The sequence below is a fragment of the Poriferisphaera corsica genome (assembly GCF_007747445.1).
Taxonomy (GTDB): Bacteria; Planctomycetota; Phycisphaerae; order Phycisphaerales; family Phycisphaeraceae; genus Poriferisphaera; species Poriferisphaera corsica.
In genome coordinates, this window is the sequence record NZ_CP036425.1 from 1,907,579 (window position 1) to 1,928,668 (window position 21,090).

13 protein-coding genes and 1 tRNA gene are annotated in these 21,090 nt (G+C 44.0%); 5 read left to right on the plus strand and 9 right to left on the minus strand.

The genetic code is table 11. The features are described 5' to 3' along the window. The first annotated feature begins 147 nt into the window (after positions 1–147). The gene (locus tag KS4_RS07765) at positions 148–2,673 is read left to right on the plus strand and encodes a plasma-membrane proton-efflux P-type ATPase (protein ID WP_145076751.1); all 2,526 of its coding nucleotides are present in this window, start codon (positions 148–150) and stop codon (positions 2,671–2,673) included. Between the two features lie 65 nt (positions 2,674–2,738). Here KS4_RS07765 and KS4_RS07770 read toward each other — a convergent pair whose 3' ends face one another. The 6 genes from KS4_RS07770 to KS4_RS07795 form a co-directional block, all read right to left on the minus strand. After that, positions 2,739–3,713: a PEP-CTERM sorting domain-containing protein gene (locus tag KS4_RS07770; RefSeq protein ID WP_145076753.1), complete on the minus strand. Its 975-nt coding sequence runs from the start codon at positions 3,711–3,713 to the stop codon at positions 2,739–2,741. 454 nt (positions 3,714–4,167) lie between these two features. Further along, positions 4,168–6,867 (minus strand): pyruvate, phosphate dikinase, encoded by a 2,700-nt coding sequence (ppdK, locus tag KS4_RS07775; RefSeq protein ID WP_145076755.1) that lies wholly within the window; start codon positions 6,865–6,867, stop codon positions 4,168–4,170. Positions 6,868–7,215: 348 nt separating this feature from the next. Beyond that, positions 7,216–8,028, minus strand: coding sequence for a cysteine peptidase family C39 domain-containing protein (locus KS4_RS07780; protein WP_200761689.1), 813 nt, complete (start codon positions 8,026–8,028; stop codon positions 7,216–7,218). 333 nt (positions 8,029–8,361) lie between these two features. Beyond that, the gene (locus KS4_RS07785; RefSeq protein ID WP_200761690.1) at positions 8,362–8,826 is read right to left on the minus strand and encodes an acyl-CoA thioesterase; all 465 of its coding nucleotides are present in this window, start codon (positions 8,824–8,826) and stop codon (positions 8,362–8,364) included. Positions 8,827–8,933: 107 nt separating this feature from the next. Beyond that, on the minus strand, positions 8,934–10,628 hold the full coding sequence (locus tag KS4_RS07790) for a hypothetical protein (protein ID WP_145076761.1): 1,695 nt from the start codon (positions 10,626–10,628) through the stop codon (positions 8,934–8,936). A gap of 289 nt (positions 10,629–10,917) precedes the next feature. Beyond that, positions 10,918–10,990: transfer RNA gene (locus KS4_RS07795), tRNA-Ile, on the minus strand. 122 nt (positions 10,991–11,112) lie between these two features. Between KS4_RS07795 and sppA the strand changes: the two genes are divergently transcribed. Beyond that, positions 11,113–12,141 (plus strand): signal peptide peptidase SppA, encoded by a 1,029-nt coding sequence (sppA, locus tag KS4_RS07800; protein ID WP_200761691.1) that lies wholly within the window; start codon positions 11,113–11,115, stop codon positions 12,139–12,141. A gap of 80 nt (positions 12,142–12,221) precedes the next feature. Further along, positions 12,222–12,581: a hypothetical protein gene (locus tag KS4_RS07805; protein WP_145076765.1), complete on the plus strand. Its 360-nt coding sequence runs from the start codon at positions 12,222–12,224 to the stop codon at positions 12,579–12,581. Between the two features lie 105 nt (positions 12,582–12,686). Here the strand turns inward: KS4_RS07805 and KS4_RS07810 are convergent, their stop codons facing one another. After that, positions 12,687–13,526 (minus strand): MlaE family ABC transporter permease, encoded by an 840-nt coding sequence (locus KS4_RS07810; protein ID WP_145076767.1) that lies wholly within the window; start codon positions 13,524–13,526, stop codon positions 12,687–12,689. A gap of 227 nt (positions 13,527–13,753) precedes the next feature. Between KS4_RS07810 and KS4_RS07815 the strand changes: the two genes are divergently transcribed. Together KS4_RS07815 and KS4_RS07820 are read left to right on the plus strand one after the other, a co-directional pair. After that, positions 13,754–14,245, plus strand: a complete 492-nt coding sequence (locus KS4_RS07815) for a DUF192 domain-containing protein (protein ID WP_145076769.1) — start codon at positions 13,754–13,756, stop codon at positions 14,243–14,245. 103 nt (positions 14,246–14,348) lie between these two features. After that, positions 14,349–15,590 (plus strand): PP2C family protein-serine/threonine phosphatase, encoded by a 1,242-nt coding sequence (locus KS4_RS07820; protein WP_145076771.1) that lies wholly within the window; start codon positions 14,349–14,351, stop codon positions 15,588–15,590. A 3-nt stretch (positions 15,591–15,593) separates the two neighbouring features. Here the strand turns inward: KS4_RS07820 and KS4_RS07825 are convergent, their stop codons facing one another. Both KS4_RS07825 and KS4_RS07830 read right to left on the minus strand, forming a co-directional pair. After that, the gene (locus KS4_RS07825) at positions 15,594–19,049 is read right to left on the minus strand and encodes a GH36-type glycosyl hydrolase domain-containing protein (RefSeq protein WP_200761692.1); all 3,456 of its coding nucleotides are present in this window, start codon (positions 19,047–19,049) and stop codon (positions 15,594–15,596) included. Positions 19,050–19,109: 60 nt separating this feature from the next. Further along, positions 19,110–21,014, minus strand: coding sequence for a glucoamylase family protein (locus tag KS4_RS07830; protein WP_145076775.1), 1,905 nt, complete (start codon positions 21,012–21,014; stop codon positions 19,110–19,112). Positions 21,015–21,090: the final 76 nt, after the last annotated feature.

The following is a 21,090-nucleotide window of genomic DNA, read 5'->3' on the forward strand; positions in this document are numbered from 1 at the left end:
TCAGCCTGATATGACTATTTGATTTAATGAAGTTTAGACAAAATGCAGTTCTACCATTGTATGTTTCGATGAATGGTAGTATTGCTACTGATGCAAATGGTTGTGGTGCTGCGTTTGCAGTTCTAAATAAATTAGGTGGTTTCCGATATGAATGAAGAGAATGAACAAGATCAGTGGTCACTTGATGTTTTCAAGAAGGCTGGAGTGGATGAGGTGCTTTCTCATTTGAACACAAGTTCATATGGATTGACGATATCGGAAGGTGAGCAGAGGTTAGGTGTGTTTGGAGAGAATGCAGTAAAGGAGAAAAAAACATCGCTGCTTCGGCAAGTGATGTCATATTTTTGGGGGCCAATACCGTGGATGATCGAGATTGCGGCTATTCTATCGGCTTGTGTACAGCATTGGCCAGATTTTATTATTATCGTGATTTTGTTGATTTTTAATGCTGCGGTGGGGTTTTGGCAAGAATATCAGGCAGCGAATGCGGTGGAGGCGTTGAAATCGCAATTGGCCGTCAAAGCACGTGTTAGACGGGGTGGTCAATGGGGTGAGATTAATGCGGAGAAATTAGTGCCTGGGGATGTGATCAGGATTAGATTGGGAGATGTTATTCCAGCTGATTGCAAGTTGACTGAAGGATTTTATCTATCGATAGATCAATCGGCTTTGACAGGAGAATCTTTCCCGGTGAGGAAGGGGATTGGGGATGTGGTCTATTCTGGAACAATCACGAAGCAGGGAGAGATGATAGCTGTTGTAGTTGCGACGGGTACTTCGACTTTCTTTGGAAAGACTGCCAAATTAGTATCATCCGCGAGATCGGTTTCACATTTCCAAAAGGCAGTTTTACAAATCGGAGATTATCTGATTTATCTTTCACTTGGACTAGTATTCATATTGGTTGTTGTGCAGATGTTTCGTGGAGAAGATTTGATTAAATTAATTCAATTTGCATTGATTTTAACAGTTGCGGCGATTCCTGTGGCAATGCCTGCCGTCCTAGCCGTGACAATGGCTCTCGGTGCAGTGGCTTTGTCTAAGAAAAAAGCGATTGTGTCGCGGTTAGATGCGATTGAGGAAATGGCGGGGATGGACATTCTTTGTTCTGATAAAACAGGAACATTGACACAGAATAAATTGACTTTAGGTGATCCGATTACATTCGGACAAGTAACCAATGAAGAATTGATTCGTTGTGCAGCCTTGGCATGTAAAGCTGAGGATCAGGATGCGATAGATCTGGCTGTTTTGGCTGGATTAAAAATGGATAATAGTCTTGATGGTTTTGAGCAGAAGCATTTCACACCATTTGATCCGATTTGCAAACGGACAGAAGCGGAGATTGAAAGCAGTGGGAAAGTGTTTTGTGTGACGAAAGGTGCACCACAGATTGTTTTGTCGTTGTGTGATATGGATGAAGCTGACATGGCGGATATGACAAAACACGTTGAGAACCTAGCGATGCAAGGGTATCGAACGATTGGTGTGGCGCAAATGATGGGCAAAAAGGGGCAGTGGGAATTTTTGGGGTTGTTGCCATTATTCGATCCGCCCCGAGAAGATTCAAAAGAAACGATCGCGAATGCGAATAAGTATGGTATTGATGTGCGTATGGTGACGGGAGATAATTTAGCGATTGCAAAAGAAATATCATCACAACTGGGTTTAGGTACGCAAATTCATGTAGCGGAAGATTATTTTGATGGTATTCAAGATGATTCACGTATAACGCTAGATATTGCTGAGAAAGTGGAGCGCTCCGAAGGTTTTGCGCAAGTTTTTCCAGAACATAAATACGATATTGTAAAATCACTTCAGGAGCGAGAACATATTGTGGGGATGACTGGCGATGGTGTAAACGATGCACCAGCACTCAAGCAAGCTGATATCGGTGTCGCGGTATCCGGGGCAACTGATGCGGCAAGGGCCGCAGCTGCATTAGTATTGACTGCACCAGGGCTGTCAGTCATCATTAGTGCGATTGAGGAGGCGAGGAAAATTTTCGAGAGGATGAACTCGTACGCGATTTATCGAATTACTGAAACGATAAGAATTATGTTCTTTGTTGTGCTGGCGATGCTTGCTTACAACGAATATCCGATTACTGCAGTTATGATTATCTTGCTGGCTTTGTTTAATGATTTGCCAATTATGACGATCGCCTACGATAATACGGTGTTGAATCCCAAACCTGTGAAATGGAATATGAGAAGGGTATTGACCATATCGACAGTGCTGGGTTTGATTGGTGTTTTTGAGACGTTCATACTTTTAGTTGGATTTATGAGATACACCAACTTTACGATAGATCAAATCCAATCCCTAATTTTTTTGAAACTAGCTGTTGCAGGGCATCTGACGTTATTTGTGGCGCGTACTCCATATATGTTCCTTAAACGTCCCTTCCCTGCCCCCGTGATGTTGTGGGCAGCAGTCGTGACGAAATTGTTAGCGACTATTCTTGTAGGATTTGGTTTCGGATTGATTTCGGCCGTGCCATGGTATGCAATCGGCATTGTTTGGGGGTACTGCTTGTTATGGATTTTTATTGAGGATTACGCAAAGATCCATGTATATAAGCATCTTGATAATCAATCGTCACATCACCGTGCAATGCTACGGCATACAATGAAGCGACTTGTTCATTACACACACGCGGTGCATAAATAAGGCGAACCTAAAAAGGTTCGCCTTTGAACAAATCGACGAATGCGGCGTTGTAATATTATATTTAGTTAGGCATTTTTACGGCGGCGCGCCCCAACCATACCGGCGCCACAAAGCAATAGCGCGATACTTGCAGGTTCTGGGACCGGAGTGAAGTTGCCGATTGAATTTTCGGGGTACTTGCTAGGTGAAGCATGTACGATTTCATCAGCTTTTTTGTCATCTATGTTCTGAAGCAAAATTTCGACTTCCGTGATGCCTGCACCAGCAAGTGCAGCTGCGGTTAGACTAAATTCATAAGTAACATCGAAACGCCAATCACTGTATGAAGATGGGTCTACAAGATCATATGAACTGTCGCTAACCGTATCAGGAGAATCTGTAACGAGGCTTTCACTGCCGCTGATGAGGCCGCCACTACCATCAAGCATGAAATTATTCATATTCCATTCCATCGATGATGAGCGACTGAATTCACTCCAAAACGGATCAAGCTTGTTGGCGTCTTTTTCATCAGCTTTGATTTCTTTTCCGCCATTGATTTTAGCCTTAGATTCGTCCTTGTATTCGTTTTTCTTTAGTTTTCCTGCATCTTTACCTTTGTCTTCGATCTCGAGTTTTCTAGCGAGGTAATCAACTTTCAAGAATATATTATTATCGTGATTATTTTTATCTCTAATCAAGAAATAGGCTTTGTCACTACCGCTTAACTCGGTGAGTTTATGGTTTTTATCCCAACCGACACTGTTGTCGCCATAACTATTATCAACATAGCCCGTTGGTAAAGTAAGAGCGACTTGAATACCACTGGTGTTGACTTTGTGGCGGAACCATGCTGTTTCAGGCGCGACAATATGCTCGTCAGCATCTTTGCCTTTACCTTTATTCTTGTAAGTGAAAGACATCTCTTGGTTGTATGTATAACCATCAGCGGCAGTAATAATGCCATCAACGGTCATAGAAGCACTGGTAAAGGTTGCCATACCACAGGACGCAAGGATAGCGGACGCAGCGATAGCGCTTGGTGAAAAGGACTTGGACATTTTAACTTCTCCCTACTTGAGAAATCGTCGAATTGTTATCTTTCGCAAAAGGCACGGAGCCAATTGCTCTCCTACTAATATCTTTCGGACAGCAACTATACGTCCGGAGTGTCTTAATGCAAGAAAAAACGGCTTAGGGTTTACAGTACGCTATTTGTATATGTGAGCCAAAGAATGCTACAGAATAATGTTTTGCTAAATAATGGAAATGCATATATTTAACAGTACTTAGTGGTAAAAATAGAAAATAAGACATGAAGAATGGCAAATGTATTTTTGAAAAATTTTATCAAGAAATTATGGCGATTCGATATCCATATTATTTGGCAAGCTTAGCTATAAATAAGTTTGTTTTATCTTAATAAAGAATATGATTTGAGAGTTCTATTCGACATCATATAAAAAAGGGCCTCTGATTTCAGAGGCCCTTTGGAATAGATATAACATTTAAGTTTTAGCTGAGTGCTGCCTGAGCTGCTGCCAAACGTGCGATTGGAACACGGAATGGTGAGCAAGAAACATAGTTCAGCCCGACCTTATGGCAGAAATCGATGGAAGCAGGGTCACCGCCATGCTCACCACAGATACCACACTTAAGATCCTTCTTCGTGCTGCGGCCGTTCTTCACACCAGCTTCGATCAGCTGCCCAACGCCGCTGGTGTCGATGGATTGGAATGGATCGCGCTCGAGGATTTCCTGGCCGAGGTAGTCAGGCAAGAAACCATTGATGTCATCGCGGCTGTAGCCGAAGGTTAGCTGCGTGAGGTCGTTGGTGCCGAAGCTGAAGAAGTCTGCGTCCTTCGCGATCTCATCAGCAGTCAATGCTGCACGTGGGATCTCGATCATAGTACCGATTGTGATACCGAGGTCAGCGCGAACCTTCTTAGCAGCCTTGACTTCAGTGATCGTTTGCTCAGCAAGCTCGCGAAGGATCGATAGTTCCTTCTTCGTGCCCACGAGTGGGATCATGATTTCAGGCATAGCTTTAATTTGCTTCTTCTTACATGCAATCGCAGCTTCGACAATCGCGGTCACCTGCATCACCAGAATTTCTGGGTAGGTAACGCTGAGGCGGCAACCACGGTGGCCGAGCATTGGGTTCATTTCATGGAGCTGAGCAACACGCTGCTTAACAACAGCTGGCTTAACACCAAGAACGCCTGCCAATTCTTTCTGGCTTTTCGCATCGTGAGGAAGGAATTCGTGCAGTGGTGGATCGAGCAAACGAACCGTTACTGGCAAACCCTTCATTGCGGTGAAGATACCGACGAAGTCTTTACGCTGGTATGGAAGAAGTTTCTTCAGAGCAGCTTCGCGAGCCTTTTTCGTCTCAGCAAGAATCATTTCACGCATTGCAGTGATACGATCGCCTTCGAAGAACATGTGCTCGGTACGACACAAGCCAATACCTTCTGCGCCGAATTTACGTGCACGCTTCGCATCGGCTGGCGTATCCGCATTGGTACGAATATTGAGTGTGCGGTACTTGTCAGCCCACTTCATCACAGTTGAGAAATCGCCAGAGAGCTTTGGCTCAACTGATGCAATTTCACCAGCGAATACTTCGCCAGTTGAACCGTCGATTGAGATGACATCTTTAACACCGTAGGTCTTGCCATTGACGGTGAATTTCTTAGCTTTTTCGTTGATGATGACTTCACCAGCACCAGCGACGCAGCATTTGCCCCAGCCACGAGCAACAACAGCTGCGTGTGAGGTCATGCCACCAGTCGAAGTGAGGATGCCAGCAGCGTTATGCATACCGTCAACGTCTTCTGGTGATGTTTCTTTACGAACCAAGATAACTTGTTCGCCAGCATGCGTCCTATCAACAGCCTCGTCAGCTGTGAAGGCAGGCTTGCCAAAAGCAGCGCCAGGTGATGCAGGCAGACCGATAGTCAATGCTTTTGCATTTTTCTTGGCTGCTGAATCAAAGCTTGGAAGTAGGAGTTGTGTCAGGTCACCTGCAGGAATACGCTTGACCGCTTCCTTTTCAGTGATGAGCTTTTCTTTGACCATGTCGCATGCAATCTTCACCGCAGCAGCACCGGTACGCTTACCGTTACGTGTCTGTAGCATGAAGAGCTTGCCTTGCTCAATCGTGAACTCAATGTCCTGTACATCGCGATAATGCTTCTCAAGAATCGTCTTGATTTTCATCAATGTGGTATGGGCTGCTTTACCAACAGTCTTGTTGTTTGAAGCTTTCCACTTTGGCATTTCAGCGACAGGTTGTGGTGTACGGATACCCGCAACAACGTCTTCACCCTGTGCGTTGATTAGGAACTCGCCATAGAATTTGTTTTGGCCAGTCGCTGGGTTACGTGTGAATGCAACACCTGTACCACAATCTTCGCCCATGTTGCCGAAGACCATCGTTTGTACATTAACCGCAGTACCAGCAAGACCAATGATGCCTTCAATGCGGCGATAGATCACAGCCTTGTCGATCATCCAGCTTGAGAACACAGCTTCAATAGCAAGTGCGAGCTGTTCCATTGGATCTTGTGGGAAGTCAATACCAGCATGTTTCTTGACGACATTTTTGTACATATCACAAAGCTTGATCAAGCCTTCGATGGATACATCATTGTCTTCAGAAACGCCTTCGCTCAGTTTAATCTTGTCAAACTCAGCTTCGAATGCGTGGTGAGGAACTTCCAAAACAACGTCGCCGTACATGTTGATCAGGCGACGATATGAATCGTATGCAAATCGTTCGTTGCCAGACATATTTGCCAGACCAACAACAGCATCGTCATTCAAACCCAAGTTCAAAATCGTGTTCATCATGCCAGGCATTGAAACCGCAGCACCAGAGCGAACTGATAGGAGGAGTGGGTTGCTTGTTGAACCGAATTTTTTACCAGTTTCTTTTTCAAGAAGTGATACGGCTTTTTCACATTCTGCAATTAGACCCGTTGGAAATTTGCGGCCATTCTTATAGTAGGCTGCACAACATTCCGTTGTGATTGTAAAACCAGCTGGAACTGGCAGACCGATTGAGGTCATTTCAGCAAGGTTTGCACCTTTGCCGCCCAGCAGTTCTTTCATCGTGCCATCACCGTCGGTCTTGGTTTTGCCAAAGTAGTAAACCAATGCCCCTGCCTTAGCAGATTTCCGCTTCACGGAACTCTTTTTCTTTTTCGCCATGCCTGTCTTATCCTTTATAGATAATGCATCAAACACATGTCATACAAACAAGCCACTCAACTACTTCGTCGAGTTCGCCTGCAAAAATAGCTGACTCGCAATAGATAGATCAGCGATTCTAGTGGATCACAGCATCCCGTCAATTTGAACGCCCATGCCAACATAAGAGATTTAAAGCCAAATCCCCCCAGCAAGGCAAGTCTTGATAGGCCATTTTCAATAAATTTCACATGATTCTTACATCTAGAGCATCAGCTTTGGGGGAATTTTGCTTCGATGATCTTCCCCCAATAAACACCCCAGACGAGCTAATTGCGAATGAGATAGTGTTGTTAAATAGCAGGTTTATTAGTTTTTATGCCTGAAAACAAGTACTTTTCTCAGATAGTACTCTTCGAATTCGTTTCGGTTCAGGTATAGGATCCCGTCTGTGGGGTCAGCTAATTTGACGTGCTCAGAGCTGATTTCTAGAAGTGTGACCATGTGCTGCATCGTTGCTTCAAATTGCAAAGGGGCAATGGCAGGCAATGGCAATAATTTCAGTTGATTATAATCCGGGGCAACGAGCTCGACCGTGAAAGATGTGGTCGCGAGGCGTTTTCGCAGGCCGTTCATTGCGCGGAGCATGGTCGCCCCACTGCCAGGTCTGGTATCTGTTAGTACACCCATTTCCGCTTCGGTCGTCGGAATACCCAAGATATTCAGAGCTGAAGCACATGCTGCCGGCACGCAAGAATAATATTGAGTCTGTCTGACATATTGGCCACGATCGACTTCTGAAGCTAGTGACTCTTTTGGGGTGGTCTGAAGCATCCAAATACCGCCGTGCAGAAAATAGACTGTGCCCAAAACACAAGCCCATCCAACGACATATTTTTGACGTGTTTGCTGACTTTTGCTCCAGGCGATACCGATAACGAGCATGAATATTGGGACCGCACCAATCCCCTCGACCATGCTAAGTATACTGACGGGGATCACTTGGACAGCAACTGAGGGATTACGGACCAACCAAGCCCATGTTCCTAGCAGAATGATGCCAACTGCAATGCCAACCCTACCTACAGATGGATTGCCATTACGGCCAAGCCGTAAGCCAAGCATCCATCCGCCAACTGCCACCAGCGCTGAAAGTAAGAACCAATTTGCTGATCCCTGCATCATTAGGCTCCATGTTAAATGTCAGGCTTGTAATATTGAAGCATGCGCAGGCCACGCTCTTATCAGCATTAACTTCGGTTAAATCGTAATATAACTTTGATTGTCAGATGTCGACCCTGGTAATGGTGCGAATATCTCAAGGATGTGAGCATTAACTAGGTATATATGATTTGCACGTATATATAAAGAATTAGAGCGGTTTTCTAACCGTCCTAATAATCGTATTAAATTTAGAGATATTAACGCGAGCAAATGGTGCTTGATGCTGAGCATTTATTAACAAAAAAAGCGATTGAATTTAACCAATCGCTTGGTGATTTACATGAGTTGTATTTAGCGTAGGATTTCCGGAATTGGTTGTAATTTCCCATTACGATCTACACAAACGACGGTTGTTTCGCCGCGACAAATGATCTCGTTTCCACGATGGATCTCATATAGATGCTCGATTTTTACACCAGCAGTGGGTTTGATTTCAGCTTTGATCGTAAGTAAATCGTCATAAAATGCAGGTTTCAGATATTTGACATTGAGTTTGGCAACAGCAAAGAAATGACCGGCCACTTCAATGTTTCGGTATGTAAAGCCTCGTTTTCGTAGTAATTCCGTACGTGCCATTTCCATCCAAACAGGATATACAGCATGGTGGACAACATTCATCGGATCGCATTCCGGATAGCGAACACGTACTTCAATCTCGATATTATTTGCGGCAGTATCTGTTTCGGGTGATTCAGCCACTTCAACAGAATTGACTTTTGATGCTTCGATCATGTTTATCCGTACCTTGCTAATCATGAGGCAATTATAGGCAAACCTAAATAATGGCTCATCTATAATCGTATCACCCCATTTGTGACAATTTATTATATGCGAATGCATTTCCTAATTCATGAAATACACAATTACGGCATACTCAGCACGGGTTCTGGATATTTTACATCGTAAAAATCCAACATGGCTCGGTATTTTGGAGCATCAAGAAGCGGCTCATTTTGATAGCTAATATGCCCCCATGCACCAAAGTTGGTGACTGGTCCACAGAAATAATATGCACTAAATAGTTGACCACCAGCTTGAGAGAGCAGTTTCATATTAAGCAGATAGGCTTCATACATTTCGGGTAATTGTTGTGCCATGCCTACAACTGATGTTGCAGTGTTACCACCGGGAGTAAAGTGCTGGCCGCCCTCGTATGTGAGATAAGCAACGCTATATTCTTTTGCAACCTGTCCATGCTTAACACGTGCTGGGCCACGTTTTTCATTTAAATACATAACACCTGCGCGAATCATAGCTTTAGCGCGTGGTAAAATTTCCGCTTCAGAAACCTTGGGTATAGGGCCTCGTTCATGTGAGTTGCCAAAATAGGCAGTTGTTGCGAGTGCATCAAAATTACCTTTGCCAATTTTGGTGCATAATTGTTCCGAGATCCAAGGATTCATTTCTTGGCTAGCAATAACACGAATGAAGCGACCAGGTTCATCTTTGAACACATCTTCCCAAATTGAAAATATTCTTTTCATCTCCCATGCCCACTCGTCGAGCCAATCCCATTTTATGCCCTCTTTTGCAGCTTTATTCTTCGCTTTATTCATAACATACGTGTGCTGCTTGAATACACCATTCCAAATTTCATTTGAGTACTCAACATAGACTTTCCCATCAGGATGCAGACGTTCTTTAACCATTAATGCAAACTGTCGAACGAAATCATCATCCGCTTTTGCAGGCATACAGAACCATGCATCACTACCTAATTCATTGACCAAGGCAAGCATATTTTCTAAAGCGACTCCCCTACCCTCTTGGTTTTGATTTTCCAATGTAGGCCGGTTTTGCCAACTGGTTAATTCACTATTATTGATGAGTTGCCAATCCATAAAGCGTATTGTTCCAAACGGCTTCAAACGTTCTACAAACAGCGGGAAAAATGGTGAAGTTTGCTTTTCAGTTCCTGGCATCCACAATTTGAGATTTTTTAAGCCATCATTCGGCTGGCTTCTCACCCATATTGTCAATCCTTTACGCGGCACGACATTGACAACAATTCGTCCCGGTTCGTAGCTAACAATCGTACCGTCACCGCCAAATCGTATTTCAGCCATCCCTTCCCATGTGCAGACATATTCTCCAGCAGGAAATCGTCCTTTCGTATCTACGAACATCTCACCTTTACGCCATCCACGATCATCGGTCCATTTGGCTGTGGTCAAAATATCCGCCCAAGCCCAAGCAGTGCCCCAAAAACTGACAGCCGATAGGTTCATGCCTAGCTTACCACTGGTGACAATACTTCCTTGTTCATTTTTTTTATCAAGCCCTAACCGTCGAATTTTAGCTAATACTGCTTGCTCGCGTTCAAATGAGTTGACGTCAAAAAGTTGTTCTTCGTGTATTTCTTCTTTTTTGCGCGTTTCAACCTGTTGCTCTTCCTGCATTTTTCTCAGGTTTTCGATCCATTCCGAATCACTGCCGGATTGACCCGCATTTTGCCCCCAAACTAATGCAACAGCGATGATCAGCACTACCATTACACCAAAATTTGCAAGCAGAACTCGTTTGCCCAATTTAAATCGTCCCACGTGATAGCCTTTCATTCACCTGTTCATGATGACGTAAGATATATCATACTTCGACTTTAACGAGTGCTTCGCATCATGAATTGCCAGCCAATCTGACTTACAAACTACAGAATGTTCCTAATATCGTTCGATGATTCCTAGCCTAGACGTGATTACACCGATATAGCATCGTAGTTGTTACATCAATGCAAAGTAATATAACTCACTTGCTGTAATCTATTTGAGAAATAAAAAACCACTCAAGTAATAGAGTGGTTTCGAATCAAGCATTAGTTCTTGTTATTAACGATAAATCGTTAATAAATGGGAGCACCTGGGTTCGAACCAGGGACCGATCGATTATGAGTCGACTGCTCTAACCACTGAGCTATGCTCCCTATAGGGGTCATGGTAGTATAGCGAATTCGTCGTTTTTGTGGATCATTGCCCATAATTGTGAATATTTCCCCTGCCAGATCACACAGCATCAATAATTATGCCATCTTTGGATATATCGCTTATGACACGGATTCACTCTGTTACCGTACAACTTGCAGTGCTCTTGCTAAGTTTTTTATCCTTATCTGCCTGCTCACCAATGACGTTTGTGGTGGGATTAGGCCCCAGCCAAAAAGAACTTGAAACTCAGGTTGTACAGAGCGAACCCGGAGCACAAACACGCCAGGTAGCCATTATCGACGTCTCAGGCGTCATCATGAACGCACATCAGCCCGGCCCTTTATTTACTGAAGGCGAGCATCCAATTTCACTTTTTAGAGAAAAATTAGTCAAAGCCGCCAATGACCCGAATGTTCGAGCAATCATTTTGCGTATAAATTCTCCTGGCGGCGGTGTGACTGCGTCTGATGCAATGTATCGCGAGGTACTCAGATTCAAAGAAATCACAAACAATCAAAAACCAGTCATTGCGCTCCTCATGGATGTTGCAGCTTCCGGCGGCTACTATCTCGCATGTTCAGCTGATGAAATCGTCGCATACCCAACAACTGTAACCGGATCGATTGGCGTGATCTTTCAAACCCTCTCTGTTGAACCGGCTCTCACCCGCTTAGGCGTACAATCGAATACGATCACTTCAGGCCCGAATAAAGCCGCAGGTTCGCCATTACAGGCGATGACGCCTGAGCAACGCCAGGTACTTCAATCGATGGTAAATAACTTCTATAAGCGTTTTACGAAGATCGTGCAGCAAGCACGCCCCGATATCCCACAGGATCAGTTTGAAACAGTAACCGATGGCCGTGTTTTCGATGGTGATCAAGCGCTAGCATTAGGTCTAGTTGATCAACTGGGGGATATCCAGACCGCCTTTGAAGAAGCCAAAAAACGAGCTCACATATCTAAAGCTAATCTTACAATTTTTCACAGACCACTTTCGTATGTGCCCACCCCATATGCAGCTACGCCAATAAACCCAAATCACTCAGCATCAACATCCAATAGCCCTGCATTTAGTATTTCCACATCAATTAATCCGTCGAATTTACCAACGGGTTTCTATTTCCTCTGGGCACCTGCGCTACAATGATTTACAATCCCTCCCACACAATCAATTAAGTATGTGTTCATCGCGAGCTATTCGCCTGAAAATTTGTGAGCAGGCCATTCATGCTTGAACTTAAATGCCCAAATTGCCAAAACACACTGAAGCTTGATGACGGATTCGCAGGTTCTGTTTGTCGTTGTTCGTTTTGTGGCTTGCTCATGACAGTACCTGATCTGCCCAATCTGCGCGATCATCAAACTAAAATCAGCGAGATCGCGGAATCTACGATATCACGTTTAGATTCGCCATTATCAGAACTTCCGAAGCAAATACCCAGTGAAACCTACAAGCTGAAACGAAAATCGTCACGCCGTACGAAGGCTTTTAAGTTGATCATTCTGTTACTGTTGACCCTTTCAGCGATAGCATTAACGATTTATATCGTAATTTACTTAAATGCTCATCCAATCACGCTTACGTGATACTCGCTTATTTCCATTAAGGCAGATCTATCAGCACTCTGTGCGCATTGCCTATGAAAAAAGCGAGCCGTTAAACTCGCTATACTGTCTTATCTTATAAGATAATCAACCAAAGGCTGTTGGCCCACCGGATCCCCATATCAATGAATAAATATTCTTGAAGAATGTCGCGAGGAAGAAGTTGCTGATAATGATCGCAATAAAGCTCGTAACAAAAGCATCTGTCGCAGCACGTCCAACACCCGATGCGCCTGCCCCGCAGTTAAATCCTTTATAACAACTGATCATTCCAATCGCGCCGCCAAAGAAAAAGCCTTTCCCCAAGCCGGTGAAAATATCCCAAGGTCCGACAAAGCTTTTTGAAAAAGCCCAATACTCACCATTATCTACGCCATAACCGCGTACGATTACAAACCAGCCGCCCAATACACCAAGCAGATCACTAAAAACAGTGAGCACCGGCACCATAATCAAACACGCAATTACGCGTGGTACCACCAAGTATGCAATCGGATCAGTCCCCATGACACGCAACGCGTCGATTTGTTCTGTAACCTTCATCGTCCCCAGTTCAGCACTAATCGCACCACCAACGCGACCCGCAATCATGACTGCTGCTAGAACAGGCCCAATCTGCTTCAGAACAGAAATACTGATAATCCCGCCTAGCCTTGCTTCTTGTCCAATGGCCGCAAACTGATCGTAAGCTTCAACCCCAAACACCATTCCGACAAAGGCACCAACCAACATCACCACCCACATACTTTTCGTGCCGATATAGTATAGTTGTGGGATCAGCAGTCGAAATCGACCAAATGCTTGGCCACCCCAAATCATCCAGATTGCAGTCGATACGCAAAACCGCGTGAAAAGGCCAAGCAACTCAAGTTGCTCCTGTACCTTTCTGCCTACTTCACCGACTCGATTAATTACCAGACTGTACATGAAGCTGCTTTTCCCATTATTGGTCGTATGCGTCAATCTTCAATTCCACCCTCAGTTCGACACATCATACCCAGACAGTGTCCTATTCGCCTCCCGATTGATTCCTCATCCCTCAAGTCATCTCTTTTTTCATCGGACTATCCCCCTGTCCGCTCGTAATCTATTATTGCTATATTCTCTTTAGGAACCCGACTTATACCAGTTTTATTCGGACATGAGCAGCGATCATGAAACAAATCACTCAAGTACCCATGCTTCTAATCCTTCTAATGGCATTACTGCATGTTTCATGCTCATCTCAACCCGTACCAAGCCCGCAAGATCCCATCAAAGTGCAGATCAAGGACCAAACATATACGCTTGAGCTCGCAATAACACCTCAGCAGCGATTCCAAGGGCTTTCAGATCGGGAAACCATGCCAACCGACCAAGGCATGCTCTTTGTTTTTCCTTACCCTCAAATACAGAATTTCGTCATGAGACGCTGTTATTTCCCGATCGATATCATTTATCTCGATCCCTCTGGGCGCGTCATTACCACCCATAACATGCAAACCGTTCCATTTGATACTCCCGAGTTCGAGCTGCCTCGCTATTCATCTCGTTATCCTGCTCAGTTTGCCATTGAGCTTCATGGCGGCGAACTCGAAAAACTGCACCTCAAAGAAGGCGATCTTATCCCACTTCCCCTGCAATCCCTTAAGAAGCTGGCCCAATAACCCGATATCAACCCCTAGTAGCACACCTAACGCCCAAAGTGCGTCCACACAAACCTCATTATCCGCACAACCCTGATACAAACCGTTACTTAGAGGATGGATCGTGAGCAAGCTGATTCTCATTGCTGAAAACCAAACGCTTCAGGATGCCGCCCAAAAGCACATCGATACCCTTCTTTCCGCATGGCATGGTCCCGACAAGCCACAAACACATTTTGTTCTTGCCAAAGATTTACAATCCAGCGCCCAAACCCTAACCACCGGCATCGCGTGGATTTGGTACGACAACTCATCATCCTCATCACTCTACGAAACCCTCTCTCACGTTCAGGATGCTCACGCTCCCTCTATGATTACGTTCACCTCAGAACTTGATCCGCATGGCTCCTCATTCGATGATGGCATCGTTTACTGTCACCCTGATGCAACACCAGATCAAACCGCAGTCATGATCCGTACGCTTTTTTGTCAATACCACATGATTGATGGAATGCGTCGCGAGATGCGTGTCCTAAATGCTCATCAAGGCGGGCTTGCCGATCAAATCGGAAAAATGGACGAAGAACTCCGTCTCGCAGCACAGCTTCAAAGAGAATTTTTACCCCGAGAATTGCCCACCCTTCGCGATGTCTCATTCCAAGTCCTTTGGCGTCCCGCAGGTTACGTCTCAGGCGATATCTATGATGTACAACGTCTCGATGAAAACCACATAGGCTTTTTTGTTGCCGATGCTGTTGGGCATGGCGTACCCGCCGCTCTCATGACCATGTACATCAAACGATCACTTCAAACCAAAGTGATCGATCCAGATTCGCCACGTGGTTACCGCATCCTCACGCCATCAGAAACACTTGCAAAACTCAACCACGATATGATCGAGCGTCAAGCAGGCAAAGTCCGCTTCGCCACTGCATGTTGTGGATTAATTAATTGTGAAACAAACACACTTCAGATTGCTCGCGCAGGGCACCCATTCCCCATGGTGCTAAAAGCCGATGGCGCAAATATCATGATCGAGCCTGAAGGTGGCCTACTAGGCGTGTTTCCAGATGAAATATTCGAGCAAGCTGAAGTGACTCTGAATCCGAATGATCGCTTACTTCTATATTCAGATGGTTTTGAAGTCGCCTTCCCACAAATCGGCACACAATCCTCACAAGGCCGTATTGCCAATGAGCAATATCTTGAAGAATTTAATATGCTTCGAGAAGGACACCTCGAAGAGGTATTCGATCGGTTCTGTTCGCGTCTTGATCAACAGGCTGGTTCACTCAATCAACGCGATGACCTCACCGTCATCTGTCTAGCCGTGAATGAGAAGAATGCACAGCAAAACGCAGCCTAATCATTACCTCAACATTACCTCAATAACACGGTTTTGACCACACAGCATCGCATCAAAGTGATCCTTCGGTATCATAATCCCACCTTCACGATATCGGTTTTCCTCACGCTGATAAGCCTCAACTTCTCGGCCATTGATGCGCACTGCCTCAACACTATTCCCATTCAAAGCAACATAAAAAACAAACTTCACAGGTTTGCCTTCGTAATCAACCGTCCATTCCAAGCCATCCAACTCTTTAGGGATGATTGAATCAATCACAATATTCCCTAAGTACCGTCTGAACCCAAGCATCCGACCAACGACAAGACCATACGTGATGCCCGGCCCACTGGAATAAATTCGCCAACCTCCATTCACCTGCACTTGCCCATCACGCAGTTCATCAAACCGCTCATAAGATTCATAGCGATCCGAAAACGCCGCATCAGAACTGCTGAAGTATGCGTTCGATTGTCTTAGATCCGCATTCTTGACGACACCAGAAAGACCGACTGGATTAACCTGACGGATTGCCAAATATAGCTCATCAGCTTTCCCAAGCTTCGCCATCGCTTCGCAATATCGCAAGTGTGCATGTATATAATGCAAACTAATCTCACGTAGGAAACTGGCGCAAGATTCGGCGCGTTTAAAGATCTTCTCTTCACCACCCATATAACGCATCGGCCTGTCCATCAACCGAACACCATCAGCGTGCTTCAGCTGATTCTCAATCAACTTAAAGTGCTGATTAGCCTGTTCAGGCGTAAAAATCTCACTGATCATTCCTCTTGTATATGGCAGAAGGCGATACTTGACACCCGTTTCATCGTCACTTGGATGTAGTAAATACTGCCACCGACTCTTAGCTTCATGTGTCACAAATCCTGCAACAATATGATCTTTCAATAAAATCTCTTGGAAATCAGTTTCGATTCCTGCGCAAATGTCCTCAAGGTGTTCTGCAAGTTCGACATCATAGCCCGATACTTTGAGCAGTTTCGCAAAGCGCTTCAGTGTTTGGTACAGGATTTCAACGGTCCATGTACTAACAAGCTTGTCACGCAACTCATCCGATGCTGGTTGTAATGAATCGTTCCAGTCGCCGTCACCAAAACGTACTAAAGAAGTTCCTTCAATGAAACGAGATTCAATCGTTTGAATTGCTTTCTTAACGTGGTCTAGCAAGCTGTTTCGTTGCTCGGATATCTCCAATGTACTATCCGTAACATATGGCAATTCTTGATCCAGAATCTGCCAATCCATTGTAGCTTCAAGATAATCACACACGCTCTTTAGCGGCCAAACAATGATATCGCCATGACTATCAATTTGCCTTAGCTTGCGGTACTCACCAAACATAAACCATTGAGGCCAATCACCACTATCTAAATACTGTTGGCTGAACACAATCTCAATAATTTTTCGAACATCAGAAAAGCGACTGAGAGCCAATAAATACTCCGTTGGTCCCTGGCACACATCTCTCACCCCCCATGCAGCGCCAGAATATTGTTCAAGCCCATGTGGCGACGACATATGAATAATGGCATTGTGGCTAAACCATTTCATCATATCGTCAAGCTCACTGGCCGACGCCACGTTCGCGTGCCGTAAAGTCGAATGGCACTCTAGCTGCCTCCAGTACTGATCCGATCCACCATGGATCAATGGCATTTCGCAAACATTTTGTGAAGCATCCAAAACACCACGAATATTAAGTGCAATACTCCGTGTTGATCCAGTCCTGATGACTAAATATGGGAGGTTCTGCGTTTCTGAATTTGTGCTTAGCAATTCATCCATTCCAAGCACTAATTCGGTACCTTCAGCTTCCGCTTGAATTTCATATGTTGGGCATTTAATACGATTATCGTAAACGTACTCATCACCGATCACTTCAAACGAATGATTTTCATGGTCAATATTAACTTTCATATCATGATTCCAGTCATTCACACCCATGATAAGATGGGAAAGAATCATAAATGAAATGGGTTCGCCTTTAATAACATCAGCTTCCAATGTTACGCCATTTTGCTCATCATTTTCTCGAACAATCACCTCAATAACACGCTCATCAAATTGATAAATCCACCTGCAATGGCTTCGACTCATTTCAAAAGCTGAAGGTAATCCAAGCATTTGATATTCGCCATCAAGATTCACTGATATTCGCATACCACCATGTCGCAAAACATCTAACGGATTACGTGGCAATGACATGAATTTATGATGCGAAGTATTTCCGTAAGCAATATGTGATAAGAATGCACCATTCATCCAGCTAGTCAGGCAAAAATCGGTCTGTTGATGCAATAAGCTTTCACCAAAACGTAGTATATGCCCGTGCGGTCGATTAACTGCGATCTCTTTTTGTCTCAGTACAACATGGCTATCATTATCGTAGAAAAAGGATAATACACCATTACTGTTACGCTCAATGTGCCTATGATCACCTTGAAAATATAGTGCTAAATCTCTCTCATCCAAGTCTTGGCATATAAGATTACTTGAAATCTCAATCTCATTTACCCTGTTTTCACTGAAACTTGAGTCGGCGATATGGTTTTCGAAATTTGATTGATCCCATTGACTCAATAGTTGTAAATCGTCCAAGCAATCAATAGATGTTGTATCAATATTATCAGGACGATAGCTACAACCAAACGAGACAGATTTTGATTGTTTTATTTCATGTAAACGAAATACTTCAGATTGAATCGCACCACACGAGAATTCATATTGTTTGCGTTCCGTACCAATATTCTCTTGGCTAAGACATTTGAATTTACCATCAATTCTTGAAGTCGTTCCAAAAATATCATATCCATCAGTTAAGCATCCCATTCCACCTGTTAAACAAGCTTGTATCAATTGTGGATGAAACCCATTTTGGCTTGAATTTTGTCTTGAGACTAAGACCCGTCCATATGGCTTTTGCTCGAATATTTGATGATCAATATATTGAGAAACATATGATTCATTACTTAAAATTGCATCCCGATGCGCTATACCTACATCTTGCATATAGATGACATCAAATGCGCAATTCCCTTGATCCTCAGAGCTAGTGATTGAAACGTCCCATTTCCAACTACTATGCTCTGGATGCAATCGCAGTACACATATGTAACTGCAACCACCCCATTCGCCAGACCAGATGGCACTATTTTGTGTCACATGAAATTGACAATCAGAACGATTTGAATTCATTAAGTGGTAGTTGATTCCATCGCTATTAATTCGTCTCAAATACAATCGTGACAGAGAACCACTCAAAGAATTGCCCAATTGCAAATTAATCAATTGATCAGACTTGGATATATCGTAGATCAAACCATTGGGAAACAAACGAATACGTAAATCAGCATTGTTCTTTAGTTCAACAAACGGATAGTCTGTGACTTTACCAATATGACGAACATCAGGTGTGTTGATTTTTTCAAGGGAAGGAATTGCTTTATGAATGCTCATTTTTGTACCGTTTATCATCTAAATATTGCGTTCTAATTACTACACTGATCGCATCTCAATTTATTTCGTAAATGAAATGGCCCCAAGCTCTACCGATCGATCCTTAGGCTGAAAATGCCAGTCAAGCTTGGAAACATCGCCTGGCTTCTTTTGGTTTGCAATTGCCGCAGAAAATCCCATTTCTACGTCTTTTGCAGGCCGCGTTCCTAATATTTTCCATGGAATAGCGACTTCAATTTGAAAACCTTTTTTTGTTACTTTCACGTCTGATTTGACCGTTCTATTTTTCTTGTCAAGGCTCCAGCCGGCAATTCGACCAGATGCATAAAAGATAAACTGAAAATCTTCTTTACCATTCCAAATTAACCCATCATTATTCGGATCTATATAGACTTCAAAACGATCAGTTTTATCATCAAACGTTGCATCAACAACATCCGCAGTGAAGTACAGATAGTTTTGATCCCAATTGGATTTGAACCAACCCCCTGTATCCGAAATAGCCTTATTCAAACCTAGTTTCGTACTTCCCAAAAATCGGGCTTTGCCATTCTTAGGCTTGCCATATTTTGACGATATGTTCGGGCGATATGAGACCGGCTTTTTCTTTAATCCATATATTGATGAGTTAGGCATAAAACCTTCACGATTTACTCCAATTTCAACGAATCCAGCTCTTTTCATGCCACGCTTTGCAACAGGATGTTTCATGAACGTATCCCATACAAAACCATCTTGCATATTTGCAATCATCACCAAAGTAATCCCTACATCAATCCCAATGACATCGCTAGCGACCCACCCATTCTCTGGGTTAAAAGCATCAACAAAGCCGAATTTTTTCCATATCTCATCGCCATACTGCGTATACATCGCATAAAGAGCGTCCAGGCATTCATCAGGCTTAAATGCGACTGAACCTCCCGCCGCACACGGCACAACAGTTCCATCTAACGACTCTAATGGCGCAGGCGGACCGCCCCACGCACGATATCCTTTTTCGCCATCACTTGCCGTTAATCCCCATATATTCTCTCCCCAACTCTTAAACTGATCAGACAAATTGATGCAAAATTCTCGATTTGCTTCGGTTGCTAACACACTATTTGTCCAATAGTCAGCATAATCATCTCGCTTGTTACGAAAATCAAAATATCCCTGAGAATATTGATGTGTAAACAAAGGTGGGCAATTTAAATAGACCCGATCACCATACACCATCACTGGACCACGTTCCCACGCATGCCAAGTTTTCTCTGGCAATGGATAAGTCTCTGAACCCAATCCCAGCAAATACAAAATCATCAGCTCACTGTAATTGCCCCATGCCGCATTCAAATACCCATTCTCTGGTGTCCACCCCATTGATAGGATCCCGTCATCACGCATCAGGAAATCCCATCGAACGCGATCAAACAATTGATTGCCGATTTCTTCAACCTCCGTACCCTTAAAGTACTCAGCAGCAGTCAGGACACCACCCATTAACAACGCCGTATCAATATTTGAGAGTTCACACTGCCAAACTCGTTCACCACTTTGCATATTCTTAAAATGATAGAAATGTCCTTCAACATGCTCCATCGTCATCAAGAACCGTAATACCTTCTCCGTACGCTCGTATGCAGCTTCGCGGCTAATCCAACCACGATCCGCCGCAATACAGTACGCAGTAAGCCCAAAGCCTGTTGCCGCTGAACTACTTACGTTCGTGACTTGGCTTCCATCTGCAGCTGTCCGATCAGGTAATAAACCAGTATCGGGGTCAGCCTTATCCCAGAAAAACAGAAAGCAGCGCTTAGCAAGCTCATCCAGAAATTGATCTTTGGGAATGACACCCTCACGAAACTCGATATTCAACTCATCAGCCGCCTCAATACGGCTCCATGGTGAAACTGTTACATAAAGCACACATAAAAGCCAAGTTGTCAATAATGTGCATTTCTTCATCTTCGCATTCAGCATAAACTTAACCTGCCAATCAATTTTACATAGGTTCTGTAAGCCAAAATTCAACTATTCCCACTTGATTTTACAATGA